The organism is Rhodococcus sp. NPDC077669, from assembly GCF_040686915.1.
GTDB lineage: Bacteria > Actinomycetota > Actinomycetes > Mycobacteriales > Mycobacteriaceae > Rhodococcoides > Rhodococcoides fascians.
This window is the reverse complement of the sequence record NZ_JBFBMD010000018.1, coordinates 40,975-56,425: the sequence shown is the minus strand read 5'-3', so window position 1 is coordinate 56,425 and position 15,451 is coordinate 40,975. Positions and strand designations below refer to the sequence as shown.

General features: G+C 65.3%; 15 protein-coding genes. 6 read left to right on the top strand and 9 right to left on the bottom strand.

The window, feature by feature from the left end:
* The first annotated feature begins 53 nt into the window (after positions 1 to 53).
* Positions 54 to 1,022, top strand: a complete 969-nt coding sequence (locus AB0P23_RS18810) for a type IV toxin-antitoxin system AbiEi family antitoxin domain-containing protein (RefSeq protein ID WP_032365934.1) — start codon at positions 54 to 56, stop codon at positions 1,020 to 1,022.
* 65 nt (positions 1,023 to 1,087) lie between these two features.
* Here the strand turns inward: AB0P23_RS18810 and AB0P23_RS18805 are convergent, their stop codons facing one another.
* Positions 1,088 to 2,704: an acyl-CoA dehydrogenase family protein gene (locus AB0P23_RS18805; protein ID WP_032373060.1), complete on the bottom strand. Its 1,617-nt coding sequence runs from the start codon at positions 2,702 to 2,704 to the stop codon at positions 1,088 to 1,090.
* Positions 2,691 to 3,293, bottom strand: a complete 603-nt coding sequence (locus AB0P23_RS18800) for a TetR/AcrR family transcriptional regulator (protein WP_027496005.1) — start codon at positions 3,291 to 3,293, stop codon at positions 2,691 to 2,693. The genes AB0P23_RS18805 and AB0P23_RS18800 overlap by 14 nt, the downstream gene beginning before the upstream one ends.
* Positions 3,294 to 3,353: 60 nt before the next feature.
* Between AB0P23_RS18800 and AB0P23_RS18795 the strand changes: the two genes are divergently transcribed.
* The 3 genes from AB0P23_RS18795 to AB0P23_RS18785 are packed head-to-tail and all read left to right on the top strand — an operon-like array spanning position 3,354 to position 5,633.
* The gene (locus AB0P23_RS18795; protein ID WP_027496004.1) at positions 3,354 to 4,118 is read left to right on the top strand and encodes a crotonase/enoyl-CoA hydratase family protein; all 765 of its coding nucleotides are present in this window, start codon (positions 3,354 to 3,356) and stop codon (positions 4,116 to 4,118) included.
* Positions 4,115 to 5,371 carry a hypothetical protein gene (locus tag AB0P23_RS18790; RefSeq protein WP_032373061.1) on the top strand — a complete coding sequence of 419 codons (1,257 nt, stop codon included), beginning with the start codon at positions 4,115 to 4,117 and terminating at the stop codon, positions 5,369 to 5,371. The genes AB0P23_RS18795 and AB0P23_RS18790 overlap by 4 nt, the downstream gene beginning before the upstream one ends.
* Before the next feature lie 16 nt (positions 5,372 to 5,387).
* Positions 5,388 to 5,633 carry a DUF2630 family protein gene (locus AB0P23_RS18785; protein ID WP_027496002.1) on the top strand — a complete coding sequence of 82 codons (246 nt, stop codon included), beginning with the start codon at positions 5,388 to 5,390 and terminating at the stop codon, positions 5,631 to 5,633.
* A 101-nt stretch (positions 5,634 to 5,734) separates the two neighbouring features.
* Here AB0P23_RS18785 and AB0P23_RS18780 read toward each other — a convergent pair whose 3' ends face one another.
* On the bottom strand, positions 5,735 to 6,493 hold the full coding sequence (locus tag AB0P23_RS18780; RefSeq protein WP_363798763.1) for an SDR family oxidoreductase: 759 nt from the start codon (positions 6,491 to 6,493) through the stop codon (positions 5,735 to 5,737).
* A 29-nt stretch (positions 6,494 to 6,522) separates the two neighbouring features.
* Here AB0P23_RS18780 and AB0P23_RS18775 point away from each other — a divergent pair, with 29 nt between their 5' ends.
* Complete coding sequence (locus AB0P23_RS18775; RefSeq protein WP_222096115.1) at positions 6,523 to 7,953, top strand: NAD(P)/FAD-dependent oxidoreductase; 1,431 nt, start codon at positions 6,523 to 6,525, stop codon at positions 7,951 to 7,953.
* A 5-nt stretch (positions 7,954 to 7,958) separates the two neighbouring features.
* Here the strand turns inward: AB0P23_RS18775 and AB0P23_RS18770 are convergent, their stop codons facing one another.
* Positions 7,959 to 9,365: an APC family permease gene (locus AB0P23_RS18770; protein ID WP_032373064.1), complete on the bottom strand. Its 1,407-nt coding sequence runs from the start codon at positions 9,363 to 9,365 to the stop codon at positions 7,959 to 7,961.
* Between the two features lie 90 nt (positions 9,366 to 9,455).
* Here AB0P23_RS18770 and AB0P23_RS18765 point away from each other — a divergent pair, with 90 nt between their 5' ends.
* Entirely contained in the window at positions 9,456 to 10,229 is a 774-nt protein-coding gene (locus AB0P23_RS18765; protein ID WP_080733203.1) for an IclR family transcriptional regulator, read from the top strand.
* On the opposite strand, the gene AB0P23_RS18760 is transcribed toward AB0P23_RS18765, so the two are convergent.
* The 5 genes from AB0P23_RS18760 to AB0P23_RS18740 form a co-directional block, all read right to left on the bottom strand.
* Positions 10,217 to 11,206, bottom strand: a complete 990-nt coding sequence (locus AB0P23_RS18760; RefSeq protein WP_032373066.1) for a D-glycerate dehydrogenase — start codon at positions 11,204 to 11,206, stop codon at positions 10,217 to 10,219. The genes AB0P23_RS18765 and AB0P23_RS18760 overlap by 13 nt on opposite strands.
* On the bottom strand, positions 11,203 to 12,126 hold the full coding sequence (locus AB0P23_RS18755) for a hydroxymethylglutaryl-CoA lyase (protein ID WP_032365945.1): 924 nt from the start codon (positions 12,124 to 12,126) through the stop codon (positions 11,203 to 11,205). The genes AB0P23_RS18760 and AB0P23_RS18755 overlap by 4 nt, the downstream gene beginning before the upstream one ends.
* The gene (locus tag AB0P23_RS18750; protein WP_363798758.1) at positions 12,127 to 13,338 is read right to left on the bottom strand and encodes a CoA transferase; all 1,212 of its coding nucleotides are present in this window, start codon (positions 13,336 to 13,338) and stop codon (positions 12,127 to 12,129) included.
* Positions 13,339 to 13,367: 29 nt separating this feature from the next.
* On the bottom strand, positions 13,368 to 14,759 hold the full coding sequence (locus tag AB0P23_RS18745) for an SLC13 family permease (RefSeq protein ID WP_032399900.1): 1,392 nt from the start codon (positions 14,757 to 14,759) through the stop codon (positions 13,368 to 13,370).
* Positions 14,760 to 14,884: 125 nt separating this feature from the next.
* Positions 14,885 to 15,445: a molybdenum cofactor biosysynthesis protein gene (locus AB0P23_RS18740; protein ID WP_206498773.1), complete on the bottom strand. Its 561-nt coding sequence runs from the start codon at positions 15,443 to 15,445 to the stop codon at positions 14,885 to 14,887.
* Positions 15,446 to 15,451 lie beyond the last annotated feature (6 nt).

The window sequence follows — 15,451 nt, the reverse complement described above, 5'->3', positions numbered from 1 at the left end:
AGCTTTTTCGCTGCATACGGATCCGAATCGACGGTCGGCGCGTCCAAGCATCCATGGACCTACCTCACACCGACCTGTTCACCAGAGCTGACGCACTTACTTTCGGGTTGACCGACGACGACCTGAAAAGGCTGCGCCGCGCCGGTGAATTGTCGGTGCTGCGACCGGGCTTCTATGTGCCCACCACGCTGATGCACGAGGCCAGCCCGACCGAACGTCATTTCCTGCTGGCGCGGTCGTATCTGATGTCCGCACCGGCGGACGAAGTGCTCAGCCACGTCTCGGCGGCCATCGCCTGGGGCTTCGACGTCTGGAAGCTGCCGCTCGACAAGGTACACATGACACACGGTCTCGATTACGCGAGCAAGCGTCGCCCGCTCCGAATTCTCCACGGGACTACATTGGACCCCGCCGAACGCACAACCGTCAACGGCTACCCGGTCACCACCGCGGCTCGAACGGTCGTGGACATCGCTCGCACCAGCAGTGTGGATCGATCGGTATGCGTCGGCGACAGTGCACTGAGATCCGGCCACACGGACTCGGACGCGCTGGCCCACGCGGTCGAATCCGCACGATTCCGAACCGGCATCGCAGCCGCCCGCCGCGCGGTGTCTCTTATGAACGGGCGTAGTGAGAGCGTCGGCGAATCGCGCAGCCGAGTGCTGTTCGAAACCCTCCCGCTCCCCACACCTCTGCTCAACCAATGGGTGCACGACGGAGCCGGCCGCTTCGTGGGAAGAGTCGACTTCCTGTTCTGGGAGCTGGGTGTCATCGGCGAATTCGACGGCGAATCGAAGTACGACTCGAAACGCGTTCTGTTGGATGAGAAGTATCGCGAGGACCGACTTCGCGAACTGGGTTGGGTCATCGTGCGGTGGAACTGGCGTGAACTCGACGATCCCCGAGCACTGCTTCGCCGCTTCGAGCAGGCCTTCGCCCGCGCAGCTGCGCTACCGGCACCCAGCGGATGGTTCGGCGACCAGCGGATGGCGGCGGATCAGCTCCCCAGTTTTGGATAACCGACTCCGATCGGCGTCACATTTACGAATGTGGGGAGCTGATCCGCAGGACAGGAGCCAAATCGTCACACCCGCGCCAACACAGCTGAGGTATCGACTCCGACGGGCAGGGTGCCGAAGGCTATGCCCCAGTCTCGGTCGAGTCGGCTCGCGCAGAAGGCGTCGGCCACTGCGGGATTTCCGTGCATCATCAGTTGCGCACCCTGGAAGGTCAGCGCCATCAGTTCGACGACGCGGCGGGCGCGGTATTCCATGTCGGAGGTGTCGGAGAGCTCTTTCCCGACGCGGGCGATGGCGTCGTCCAGTCGAGAGTCCACGCCCGACGCCTTGCCGATCTCACCGAAGAAGGCCTCGACGCTGTCGGGTTGACGCGCGAGTGCACGCAGCGAGTCGAGTGCGGCGACGTTGCCGGAGCCTTCCCAAATCGACATCAGCGGCGATTCGCGGAACAACCGAGGCATGCCCGATTCTTCGACGTAGCCGTTGCCGCCCAGGCATTCGAGTGCTTCGGCGGCGTGTGCGGGTGCGCGCTTGCACACCCAGTACTTGGTGATGGCCAACGCGATTCGGCGCAGCGCACTCTCCTGCTCGTCGCCGCGAGCGGAACCGTCGGTGGCCTGCGCCAGGCGGATCATGGCCGCGGTCGCCGCTTCGGATTCGATGGTCAAGTCTGCCAATACGTTTCGCATCAGAGGCTGATCGATCAGTTGCGCACCGAAGGCAGCTCGGTGACGTGCGTGGTGCACCGCGCGGACGGTGGCGTTGCGGATACCGGCAGCCGAGCCGATGACGCAGTCCAACCTGGTCATGTTCACCATCTCGATGATGGTGCGCACCCCGCGGCCCTCCTCGCCGACGAGCCAGCCGGTCGCACCGTCGTATTCAAGTTCTCCCGAGGCGTTGGACTTGTTGCCGAGCTTGTCCTTCAGGCGCTGCAGCATCATTCGGTTACGGGTGCCGTCGGGCAGCACCCGCGGCAACATGAAGCACGAGAGCCCGCCGGGTGCCTGGGCCAACGTCAGGAACATGTCAGACATCGGTGCCGAGGTGAACCATTTGTGGCCGACGATCGAATAGGTGCCGTCCGACGACGGGGTGGCCGTGGTGGTGTTGGCGCGAACGTCCGAGCCGCCTTGCTTCTCCGTCATCGACATACCGGCGATCAGTCCGCGTTTGCTCGACGGTTCGCGCAGCCCGAAGTCGTACTCCCGGGACGCGAGCAGAGGCTCGAACTGCGCGGCGAGAGAGGGGTTGTGCCGCAACGCCGGTACGACGGCGTAGGTCATCGAGATCGGGCACATGTGGCCCGCTTCGGCCTGTCCCCATACGTAGAATTTCGCGGCGCGGGCCACGTGCGCACCCACTCGATCGTCCGTCCACGGGCTGGCGTGCAGTCCGTGCTGCACCGCGACGGTCATCAGATCATGCCAGTGCGGATGGAATTCGACCTCGTCGACGCGATGGCCGTACCGATCGTGTGTCCTGAGCACCGGTGGGTTCTCGTTCGCGAGCCTGCCCCACTCCTGGGCCTCGACTCCGCCTGCGAGAGCGCCCAATTGACGCACCTCGTCGCGCGCCCAGCCGCCGCCGGCTCGGTCGAGACCGTCCAGCAGCGAGGCGTCGTCGGACACGTCGTAGGGCGTCAGGTCGGTCGCCTGATTGAAGACCTCATGTGTGTTCATCTCGAACTCCTAACGCACGCAACGAATAAGCGACGAGACCGGGAACCACGTCCACGGACTCGTGCGAGGACAACGGACCGACCAGCACTTCGCCGACGGCACCCACGAGGCCGGCGGCCGAGATCGCCGCGTCCTGATCGGGAATTTCCCCGGCCGCAATTCCTGCCACGATCGCGTCGGCGAACGCAGCGGTGAATTTGCGCCGGAACACCAACCGCTCGGCGTCCACTGCTGGATCGACCGGTTCGGCGAGCAGCGCGTAGGCCATCGTGCGGTTCTTCAGGGCCCGCCCAGCGAAGGTCTGGACCACAGCGGCGACTCGCTCGGATGTGCTGCCGTGTGCGGCGACGGCGACCACCGCAGCCACTTCTCGGGTGCAGACCTGCCGGAAGATCTCGACGACCAGGTCGGATTTGCCGTCGAAGTGCGTGTAGACGCTGCCCGCGGACACGCCTGCGGCCGCGGCGACCGAGGCCACCGACAGGCCCGCGTATCCCTTGGTGGACAGGACCTCGACGGCGGCAGCAAGCAGTTTCGTTCGGCCGGCATCGAGCCGGGCCTGCACTGCGGGTGTTCGCCGGTAGGGCATTGAAGGATTGAAGCACTGATTCAGTGCTTCACGCAAGGGGACTCGAGTAGGTTCGTAACCATGCCGGTACGGATCGAACGATCAGGCCCCGTCACCACCGTGGTCCTCTCACGCCCGGAGGCTCGCAACGCGGTCGACGGGCCCACTGCTCAGGAACTCACTCAGGCCTTCGAGGAATTCGATGCCGACGAATCCGCGTCGGTTGCCGTGTTGTGGGGCGAAGGCGGGACCTTCTGCTCGGGTGCCGATCTGAAGGCGCTCGGCACGCCCAGGTCGAACCACGCGACCGAACACGGCGACGGTCCGATGGGCCCGACACGAATGCGGTTGTCCAAGCCGGTCATCGCCGCGGTGTCGGGATACGCCGTCGCGGGCGGGCTCGAACTCGCCCTGTGGTGCGACCTACGCATCGCGGAGGACGACGCGACGTTCGGCGTGTTCTGTCGGCGCTGGGGCGTGCCCCTGATCGACGGCGGCACAGTGCGATTGCCGCGCATCATCGGCACCGGACGCGCAATGGACATGATTCTCACCGGACGCGCCGTGGCCGCCCAGGAGGCGTTGGACATCGGCCTGATCACCCGGGTGGTTCCGGTCGGCCGTGCCCGATCCGAGGCCGAGGCGCTGGCCGCCGAACTGGCGTTGCTGCCCCAGACCTGCATGCGCGAGGATCGGCTGTCCGTCCTCGAGCAGGACGGCCTCGACGAGGAAGCCGCGCTGAAGAACGAGTTTCGGCACGGTGCCATCTCGATCACCGCCGACGCGCTCACCGGAGCGAGTCGGTTCGCCTCGGGCGCGGGGCGCCACGGTACCCCCAGTCCGTGACCTCGACCCGCCTGTCGGTGATCGACGAGATCTTTCTCCGCACACACCGCGGGTACGGCACACCGATTGCACTGCAGGGTATTTGGCGTACTGCCGAGTCGGTGACCCAGGACGAACTCGATCGGGTACACGCTGCGCTCGCACGTGGGCAGCTGGGTCGACAGGTCGGCGTGCCTCGCATCCCCGGTGCCAGGCTCCGATGGGACGTCTGTTCCACCTCGCTGCCGCTGACGGTCGCCTCCGAGCCGGTCGACGACGCCATCGAGTGGGCCGACCACCAGGCCGATGTGCAGTTGGATCCGCAATACGGACCGGGCTGGCGGTTGACGGCAGCTCCGCTGACCGGCGGCGGTACCGTCGTATCGCTGGTGTGCTCGCATGCGCTCGCCGATGCCCGTGGGCTCATCGACGCTGCCGCACAGTCGTTTTCGGGCTCGGTAGAAACCGAACCGATCGCCTCCCCCGGTTCGGATGCAGCGGACGCTCTGCGCATGGTCGTCACCGTGCTCGTGCGGTCGATCGTCGCGACCGCTCGACTGTGGGTGAGCGCGAAGGCTCGGGCCGAGCTGCGCGCGTTCACGGCATCCGACCCGAATCGCACACGCCCCCACCGTGTTCGACGGGCCTTCTCGGTGGTCGTGGACGTCGATGCAGCGCAGTGGGATTCGGCTGCCGAGCTCGGTGGTGGCTCACCCAATTCGTTGTTCGTGTGCGTCGTCGCCGCGACCATGGCAGAACTCGGCTCACCCACGGTGACCGTCGACATCCCCTTCCGCACCGGATCCGGAGACGCGAACTCGATCGGGATGGCCACCGTCGACGTTCGCGGAGACGACTCACCGGCGGCAGTGCGCGCGGCGTGCAAAGCTGCTTTCGCCGCGCCCGTCGGAGCGCCCGCGGGGTACCCGCCCGAGGTTGTCCAACTGCTCCCCCACCGCCTTGCGGCCAAGTTGACCTCGACGCCGGGTCGCGGAGAAGTGTTGTGCTCCAACATCGGCGACATTCCGCACGCGCTGACGACCCTCGGGTCGCATCGATCCTGCGGTCTGGCGACCCGCGCGATCCACCCCGCACCGACGGGACCGATCCCGCTGTCGACGATCAGGCTGTCGACCTACCTGTCCCGGATGGACGGGCGCTACACACTCTCCCTGGTGTGCACCGACGACGCGCTGGTCGGATCGGCGGCAGAGCTCACCGCAGCGGTGCACCGCGCTCTGGCGCGCCGAAACCTGGCCGGTACACCCTGGTAGGTCTACCGTTGCAGCCATGAACGAGCACGATATCCACACCAAGATTCAGCAGCTGATCGCCACCGAGCACAAGCTGCGCACCGACACCCAGGCCGGGGAGATCGACCCCGACACCGAAAAGGCGCAGCTCGCGTCACTCGAACACGCTCTCGATCAGTGCTGGGACCTGCTCCGGCAGCGCCGCGCACGCATCGACGCAGGCAAGGACCCCGACTCCGCGACGGCCAACAGCGTCAACCAGGTCGAGGGATACCTGCAGTAACGTCCGGCCATTCCGCAGGCTCCACTCCTGCAGTAACCGGGTCATTCCGCAGGCTCCACTCCTGCAGTAACCGGGTCATTCCCCAAGCTCCAGTCCTGCGCTCAGACCATTCGATCCGTCAGCACGTTCGGCAGGAACCGCAGCGCCGCGTCGATGCCTCGCCATTTCAGGCCGGGCAGCGCGGCGCGGCGCGTTTCGCTTTCGATGGCCCGGACCATCGCGGTGACGCCTTCGTCCAGAGTGGCTGTGAGAGCAGCACTGTCGCCTGCGCCGGCCGACATGTCGGTGGCGATGAAACCCGGCAGAAGCGTCGTGACGACGATGTCGGTTCGGGCCAACTCGGTGGCCAACGATTCTCCCAGAGAGGCCACCGCCGCTTTGCTGGCCGAGTAGGTCGCCTTGGCACCGGGCAGACCCCGATCGGCGCTGATGGACGAGACGAACACCAGGTGCCCGTGCTTCTGGGCCCGGAATATCGCCAACGCGGCCTCGGCCTGCGACAGCGCACCGACGAAATTGGTGCGCGCGGTCTGCAGATTGGCGTCCGCGCGACCGGTTCCGATCTTCGCACCCTTGCCGAGTCCGGCATTGACGACAACTCGATCCAGGCCGCCCAACTCGTCGCGCAGTTCGCCGAACACCGTCACCACGGCATCGTGATCGGTGACGTCGAGGGCGCGTACCGCCACGGTGATCCCGGGATGCTGCGTCATCAGTTCGGAGCGGAGCTCGTCGAGCCGCTCGACCCGTCGCGCACAGAGCGCGAGATCACGGCCCATGGCTGCGAAGCGGCGCGCCATCTCCTCGCCCAGTTCTGAACTCGCGCCGGTGATCAGAATCTTGCTCCGAGTGGTCGCCATAAGCGGGGAGCCTATGTCACTGTGGAGCAATGGCCCCAGAGAGCTCGGAATTCGATGTGATCGTCATCGGCGGAGGACCCGTCGGTGAGAATGCCGCGCAGTACGCGATACAAGGCAGCAGCCGCACCGCCGCCATTGTCGAACACGAACTCGTCGGCGGCGAATGCTCGTACTGGGCATGCATGCCCAGCAAGGCGCTCCTGCGGCCGAGCGAGGTGCTCGATACCGCCCGAAACATGCCGGGCGTGAAAGAACTGGTCGGCGATCAGCCCCTCGACGCCGACGCCGTATTGGCTCGACGCGAATCCTTCACCCACGGCCTCGACGACTCGTCTCAGGTGTCGTGGGCCGAGTCCGCGGGCATCTCAGTGATCCGTGGCCACGGACGGCTCAGCGGGGTCAAGACCGTCGAGGTCGACGGCAGAACGCTCACAGCTCGGCATGCGGTGGTGCTGGCCACCGGCACCACCGCGTCGGTACCGAACACGCCTGGCCTTCGCGATGCCCGACCGTGGATCTCCCGCGACGCCACGAACATTCACGAGACCCCCGGCCACGTGGCCATCATCGGCGGCGGTGTCGTGGCGAGCGAGGCAGCGACGTGGCTGCTGTCCCTGGGGGCGAAAGTCACGATGATCGTGCGCGGCTCGTCCCTGCTGGCCGGCTCCGAGCCGTTCGCCGGGCAGCTCGTCGCCGACGCACTGAAACAACGCGGCGCAACGATCATGCTCGACGCGTCCCTGACGGCCGTGTCGCGGCAAGATCCCGCTGACACCGGCGTCGGCCGAATCCACGGTGGTCCGGTCACTCTCACAGTCGGCGGCGAGGACCTCGTCGTGGACGAGGTGCTGGTCGCGGCGGGCCGCTCCCCGGCGAGCTCGGATCTGGGACTGTCCACCGTCGGTCTTCCCGACGGCAGATACGTCGACGTCGACGACCACCTCACGGTGGGGGACCACGACTGGCTCTATGCCGTCGGCGATCTCAACGGCCGGGCACCGTTGACGCACATGGGCAAGTATCAGGGACGGGTGGCCGGTGACGTCATCGCCGCCCGGGCCGAGGGAAAGCCGCTCGATCACAAGAAGTTTCGCGCCACCGCCGACCACGGACAGATTCCCCAGGTCGTGTTCACGCCCCTCGAGGTCGCCTCGGTCGGGCTCACCGAGGCCAAGGCGCGCGAAGCCGGTATCGACGTCGAGATCGCGGCCCAGGACATCGCCGTCGCGGGTTCCTCCCTACAGCAGGACGACTATTCGGGTCGTGCGCAGTTGGTGATCGACAGGGCCACCGACACTCTCGTCGGGGCGACCTTCGTCGGGCCGGGGGTGGCGGAATTGGTGCACGCGGCCACCGTTGCCGTGGTCGGGAAGGTATCGCTCGACGATCTGTGGCATGCGGTGCCGTCGTATCCGACGGTCAGCGAAATCTGGCTCCGGCTACTCGAATCGCGCCGGTGACAGGTTCAGCTCCGCGCATATGCCGCAGCTATGCCTGCGTAAGTTGTCGGGTCGGTTCGCCTCAGGCGTAGAGCAACCAGGACCCCGAGGATCGCTGCGAGGATGAGCACCACCGGTACCGCGTTGACGACGGCAGAATCGGATCCGGTGAGCACGCTGTAATGCGTTCCGGCGAGGATCAATCCGGTCGTGAACCCGAGAAATCCGATGCCCGGGGCAATCGCGGTGCGCCACACGGATCGATCTGGATGGCCGATGAAGAACACGACCACCGACAGTGCCGCGGCGGCCTGCAGCGCAATGACACCCAGAGTGCCGAGGCCGATGGCACCGGCCGCATAACTCAGGTAGGGGTCGGCACCGGCCACCGCGAAGCCCGTCAGCGATACCGCTGCCACCACCGATGCGGTGATGCTACCGATATGCGGGCTCGCGTGCCGCGGGTGAATTCGGCCGAGCCACACCGGAAGTACACGCTCACGCCCCAGCGCGAACAGATAACGACTGGCGGCGTTGTGCACCGCAAGATACGACGCGAGCACGCTGGTGCACAGCAGCACTGCGGTTCCGTCGTACAGCACTGTTCCGCCGTACTCACGCGCCAGCGTGAACAGTAGGTTGCCCAGTTCGGTCTGGGCCAGCGCCGGAGCGTCGACGCCGCCTGCCGCACCGACGACGATCCAGCTCGTCGTGACGTAGAAGACCGCGATGATCGACACCGCAATGAACGTCGCACGCGGGATACTTCGCCGCGGGTCCTTGGTCTCCTCCCCGTACAACGCTGCGGATTCGAACCCGATGAAGCTCGAGAAGGCGAACATCATGGCGATACCGAGCGAACCGGAGAACACCTGAGTGGGTGTGAACGACTCCAGTGGCACTGCGGCAGCACCCTTCTGCACGACGACCAAGCCGTCGAACACCACCAGAAAAGCGAACTCCAGCACCATCAATGTCCCCAAGACCTTGGCCGAGAGGTCGGCATTTCGAAACCCGAGAATTGCCACGATCACCACGGCAACGCCGGTGAAGACGTACCACGGAATATCGATGCCCGAATCGGCGAAGACCAAATGGGTGAAGTAGCCGAATGCGCCCGAAAGCCCGCATGCAAGTGACGTATATGCGACAACTGCGACATATGCGGCAGCAATTCCGGGCGGTTTACCCAACGCGAGACCGATGTAGGTGTAGAACGCCCCGGTGCTGTACACCTGCTGTGCGATCGCCGCGAAACCCACCGAGAAACACAGCAACACAACGGCACTGATCGCGTAGGCGGCAGGCAATCCCGCCCCGTTTCCGCGAATCAATGCCAGTGGCACATTACCGATCATGGCCGCCATCGGTGCTGCGGCAGCAACCACCAGAAATACTACTCGCCCGGTGGTCAGAGTACGTCGCTCGGACATCGTTGGGACGCTACCCGTACTGGGAGCACAATGCTGACACCGAACGCGATCACTCGGGTCGTCTCCCGCGTTGCCGAGTAGATTGGTCGAGTGACCGAGAATTCGCCGAAGCAGCAGCCGCTTCTCGTGCTGGGCAAGATCACCGAGATTCTCGATGCGTTCTCGTTCGATCGCCCGGCCATGACGCTGGGCGAGATTCAGCAGAGCACCGGGCTGCCCACCTCGACGGTGCAGCGTCTGGTCACCAACCTGGTTCAACAGGGCTTTCTGGATCGAGGCGGCGATCGCATCCGCATCGGGGTGCGGATGGCGTACTGGGCCGCGACGGCGACCAAGGATCTCGACGTGTTGTCGGTCGTCAATCCGATCCTCAAGGACATTCGCGATCTGACGACCGAGACAGCGTGCTTCTTTCGGCCCGAGCAGAACTACCGCGTGTGCGTGGCCATTGCCGAGACGCGGCATGCGTTGCGACGAGACATGTACGTCGGCAAGGTCATTCCGCTCAGCGCAGGATCGGCCAGCCGTGTCCTACTGGCCTGGGACTCGGACCTGGCCGAGCGTGTTCTGTCCCGCGAACTCGAATCGTTGACCGAGCAGACGGTGACCGAGGCCGAGACGATGCGGGAACTGTTGGCGCAGACAAGGTCCGACGGCTACGCGATCACCACCGGTGAGCGCGAAACCGGCGCATCGGGGCTGTCCGCTCCGGTGTTCGATTCGGCCTCGGACATCGTCGGTGCCGTCACCATCAGCGGCCCGACATTACGGATGCCGCAGTCGCAGTGCGAGGCCTGGGTGGACCTGCTGATCTCGCATGCCGAACAGATCACCCGGACCCTCGGCGGCCGCTACCCCGCGTGACCCCAGGCCTCGGGATTGACCGGGTGCGGCGGGAGCTCACCGCGCAGCATCGCCACGGCATTGGTGGCGCACAGGCGCGCCATCTCCGAGCGCACCGAGACCGTCGCGCTGCCCACGTGCGGTAGGAGCACGGTATTGGACAGTTCGGCCAGGCCCGGTTCGAGCGCAGGTTCGCGTTCGTAGACGTCCAATCCTGCTGCAGCGATCGATTTCTCACGTAGAGCAATCACCAGCGCTGCCTCGTCGACCACTGGCCCTCGCGCGGTATTGATCAGAATCGCCGACGGCTTCATGGCCTCGAACACGGCAGCATCGACCAGATGCCGGGTGGAGTCCGACAACGGGACGTGCAGCGACAGAAAGTCACTCGTTGCGACGATGTCGTCCCACGCCGCCTGTTCGACGCGGCCGGCGAACTCACCGAGTTCGTCGTCGGAGACCTCGCGGTCGCCGGGCGGCCGGGGGCAGAACTTCACCGTCATGCCGAAACCCAGTGCCCGCCGAGCGGTGGCCCGAGCGATACGACCGAAACCGGCAAGGCCGAGCACACGGCCCGAGACATCGCTGCCCAGCAGCAGTTCGGGCTCCCACCCGGTGAAGGATCCGGACCGAACGAAGGCATCGGCCTCGACGGCACGGCGGGCCGTGGACAGGATGAGGAGCATCGCGATGTCTGCGGTCGAATCCGTCAGCACACCTGGAGTGTTCGCGGCGGTGATTCCGTAGCGTGTGGCGGCCGCGATGTCGATGTTGTCGAATCCGACGGCATAGTTGGATATCCCGACGAGTGATGCCGAGGCCAGCAGCTTCGCATCGAACCGGTCGCGTAGCTGGGAGACCACGACGGAGTAATCCCCCGAGGCGCATGCCTCGACCAACTGCTCGTGGTCCAACTCGCGGAGGTCGACCTCGCCGGCGGCCCGCAGAATGTCCATGCCGGGAGCCGGGATTTCCGACGTGACGAGAATGCGGCTCATACGACCCACTCGAACACGTGCGCCTCGGACCTGGCACCCTGCACGGTTTTCGATCGCATGGGCTCCTCCAGTTCGACCAGCAGGCCCTCCGACAGAGAGACCATGCGTGCCAGCGTCTTCGGCTCGAACCAATCCGGCCTCGTCGCGAAGAGAATGTCCTCGGACGAGGTGTTGCCACTGGCACCGGGGGCGAAGGGGCAGCCGCCCAGTCCGCCGAGCGAACCGTCGACCATCGCGGCTCCGGCCGAGATGGCGGCGAGAGTGTTCGCGACGCCCAGACCCCAGGTGTCGTGACCGTGGAACACCACCCGGCGGTCCGGAGTTTCCGCGCGCACCCGTGAGATCAGCGACGACACCTGAACCGGTACTGCCTGTCCGAGGGTGTCGCAGATGACAATATCCGTTGCGCCCGTGGCTCGTTCGTCGTTGGCGATCTCGATGACCCGATCCGGCGGTACCTGTCCCTCGAAAGGACAGGTGAACGACGTTGCGATACACAGCTCGATCTGTCCGCCCACCGAGCGGGTGATGTCGACGGCATCGGGCATCGCGGCCAGCGACACCTCGGTGGTGCGCCCGATGTTGGCCTGGTTGTGTGAGTCCGACGCGGAGAAGCAGTACTGGAAGTTGCGAGCCCCTGCAGCAGCGGCCTTCTCGACGTGGCGTGGAGTGGCGACCCACACCCAGCATCGCTCGAGTTCCTCGGCGGTCAGCTCGCCGATGACCTCGAGGGTGTTGGCCATGGGCGGCACTTTGTCGCCGCGTGCCATCGAGCCGACCTCGAGTGCCGGCACGCCGAGTTCGATGAGGGCCCTGATGATCTCGAGTTTGCGTTCGGTGGGGAGCATCTTGCCGGTGAGCTGTAGCCCGTCGCGCATCGTGACGTCGCGTAGCTCCGCGGTGGGGGTGAATCGGTACATCTACAGGCCCATCTCTTCGTCGGTGCGGCCGAGCAGCGTCGACAGTACTTCTCTGGTGTGCTCGCCCAGATCCGGCCCGACCGAACGGATCGGCAGGGATGCGTCACCGATCACCGGGACGACTCCGACGAACCCGACGTCGGTGGGCTCTTCCTGGCCGGTGTCGACCGGAAAGTGCTGAATCATGTTGCGGGCCGCGTACTGTTCGTCGGCGACGATATCCGCGGCGGTGTAGATCGGACCCGACGGCACCCCCGCGGCATCGAGGATCTTCAATGCCTCGGCGCGCGAACGCAATCCGGTCCAGGCCGAGATAGCGGCGTCCAGCTCGTCCCGGCGACGCCACCGGCCGGCGTTGGACGCAAGATCAGGATCGGCTCCTAGATCGGGACGGTCGATGGTCTCCATGTAGCGCTGGAAGATGGCGTCACCGTTACCGGCGATGATGATCGAGTGACCGTCGTTGCACGGGTACGCATTCGAGGGCGCGATGCCCTCCATTCGGCCGCCCGTCCGTTCGCGTTCGACGCCGTACGCCAGATAATCCGGAATCAGCGACTCCATCATCGACAGAATGGATTCGTTCAAGGCCACGTCGATGGAGCGCCGTTCGAGCGACAACGGGTCCGATTTCTCTGCTGCACGCTGCGTCTGTCGTTGGAACAACGCCATGACACATCCGAACGCCGCATAGAGACCGGCGATCGAGTCGCCGATCGACACACCGACCCGCACGGGCGGCCTGTCCGGATCACCGACGAGGTTGCGGAAGCCGCCGTACGCCTCTGCCACAGCGGCAAATCCGGGTCGCTGCGACATCGGACCGGTTTGCCCGAATGCCGAGATACGCGTGATGATCAGCTCCGGGTTGGCGGCACTGAGAACCTCGGGCGAGATCCCCCACTTCTCGAGTGTGCCGGGCCGGAAGTTCTCGAGCACGATGTCGCAGTGCGCGGCGAGGTCGACCACATCTTTGCGTCCCTGCTCGGTGCGCAGGTCCAGCACGATCGATTTCTTGTTCCGGTTGATCGTGCGGTACAGCATCGACGTCGTACCGGAATACAGCCGCCAATTGCGCAATTCGTCACCGGTACCCGGCCTTTCGACCTTGATCACCTCGGCACCGAAATCGGCGAGCATCCTGGCCGCCGTGGGTGCGGCGATGTAGTTGCCGAGTTCGAGAACTCGAACTCCACTGAGCGGCAATGCCATTGTGTTCCTTTCGATATTCGCGGAAGAGGTCACAGGATCCAGCTCATCGGCACGATCAAGGCAATGGCAATGACCGATGCCACCGACACACCCACCGAGCACGTCTTGAGTGTGCCCCTCGTCGACTGGCCCATCAAGGACTGCAGCAGCCAGAAAGTGTTACTGGTGACGTGCACGGCGAACAGTGATCCGGCACCGGCGGCGAGCGCGATGAACACCGGGTCGAGACCGATCAGCGGCGCGACAGGCGCGAGGATGCCGGCCGAGGTGATGGCGGAGATCGTCACCGATCCGACCGCGATGTGCAACGCGGCCGCAATGACCCACACCATCAACAGTGGAGCCGCGGTACTGGCCGTGAAGTACTGGCCCAGTATGTCGCCGAGACCCGCCTCGTTGATGACGGCTGCAAGCGATCCACCGACACCGGTGAGAATGAGGATCTGACCGCTCTCGGCGAATCCACGAGCGAGAGCTTTCTCCACCCGCTCCTCGCCGACGTGGTAACGGCCGATGAGGCACGTCCCGACCAGTCCGAGGAGCAGCGCGATGACCGGGCTGGCGATGAATTCGACTACCGGAACCGAGATCTCGGCGACTTCGAGAACGGCACCGATGGCGATCAGGACGAGCGCGAGCAGCAACGGCGAGAGCAACACCAGCAGCGAGGTCTGCTTCTCGGTGCGCACCTTTTGGGCCACGCCGCCGCCGGCGCCGAGGGGCTCGTCGTCGGACTCGACAGGCTCCGAGACCACCGGCTCCGACACCGCGATGATCTGTTGCTCGTCCTTCTCCTCGTTCCACCAACCGTGCCGGAAAACGAACGACATGATGGCCACCGACAGCACGACGACAGGAACGATGAGGATCAGTCCGTAGATCATCATCTTGCCCAACGGCACGCCGAGCAGTCCGGCCAACGCCAGCGTCGCGACTCCGGGGACCATGAAGACGATGCCGCATTCCAGAGCGATGGCCAGCGCCGTCGCCATCCTCGCCGTGCCGTACTTGCCGATCTTGGGTGCGAGGTTGCGAGCGAGCGGTGCGGAGATCACGAGCAACACGTCGAGGAAGATGGACTGCAACAGAGTCGCGATGGTCAGCGACAGCGCGTACGGGAGCCGCTTGGGGCCGAAGGCTCTCAGCAAAGTGCCGACGAGACGCTGGATGGCGCTCATCTCCTGCAGCACCGAACCCATCAGGACGCCGAACGCGATGAGCAATCCGACCTCGGCCATGATCTCGCCGAATCCGCCGGTGATCGTGTCGACAGAGGTCGACACTCCCAGCTTGGTCGCCAGGCCCAGGTACGCAGCCCCGAGCACCAGCGAGATCACCGGGTTGAAATGGAAACGAACGATGAAGACCACCACCGCCAGTACTGCGACGACGGTGTTGATCACGATCCACAAATCGGACATCGGTAGGTCTTTCCACCAGAGAGTGACCGCCGCCATGCATGACGGGCCGGTGTGATGCGTCGCACCATTGCTCACATTATGGGCACAGATTTACTTTGTGAGCAAGAGTGACCCCCAGCTTTGCGTCAGATGGGCTGTGCGCGCCGAATCGACAGCGCAGCTCGCGAGGCATCCAGTTCGACCGGGGAACGCACCGACAGCGGCCCGACTCGCAGGATTCCGTCCGAGAGCGGCTCGACCCGCAATCCACCGCGACCGATCAGTGCCTTGCGAGCGCCGTCGACCACCATGCGGTCCATCCACGCGCACGGATGGGCAGGTCGGCCGCCCCGGAAGCGAATCCAGCCGTCACCGGAATCGAGCTCGAATTCCAGTCCGCGCAGTGGGTCGAGTTCCAACCCGCGGACCACAACGTTTCGTCTGGCCACGGCCGGGTCGGGAACGTCGAAGCCCAGTACCTCGCCGACGGCGTCCCAGGCTTCGAGTGCCAGAAAGCTCACCGCTGCCTCGGTATGAGCCTTGACCCCGAAGAAGCGATCGCCGCGGATGCCCTTGTGGGCGACGATCTCGACGCTGTCCGGCAATTCGGTCGGCACCTCGGCCGGGCCGTCCTTGGATCTCCCGAAGTACGCGTGCGAGGGCGCTCGCAGCAGCTCCACTATCTCGGCTCGATACTCGAAAGGCATGCTTTC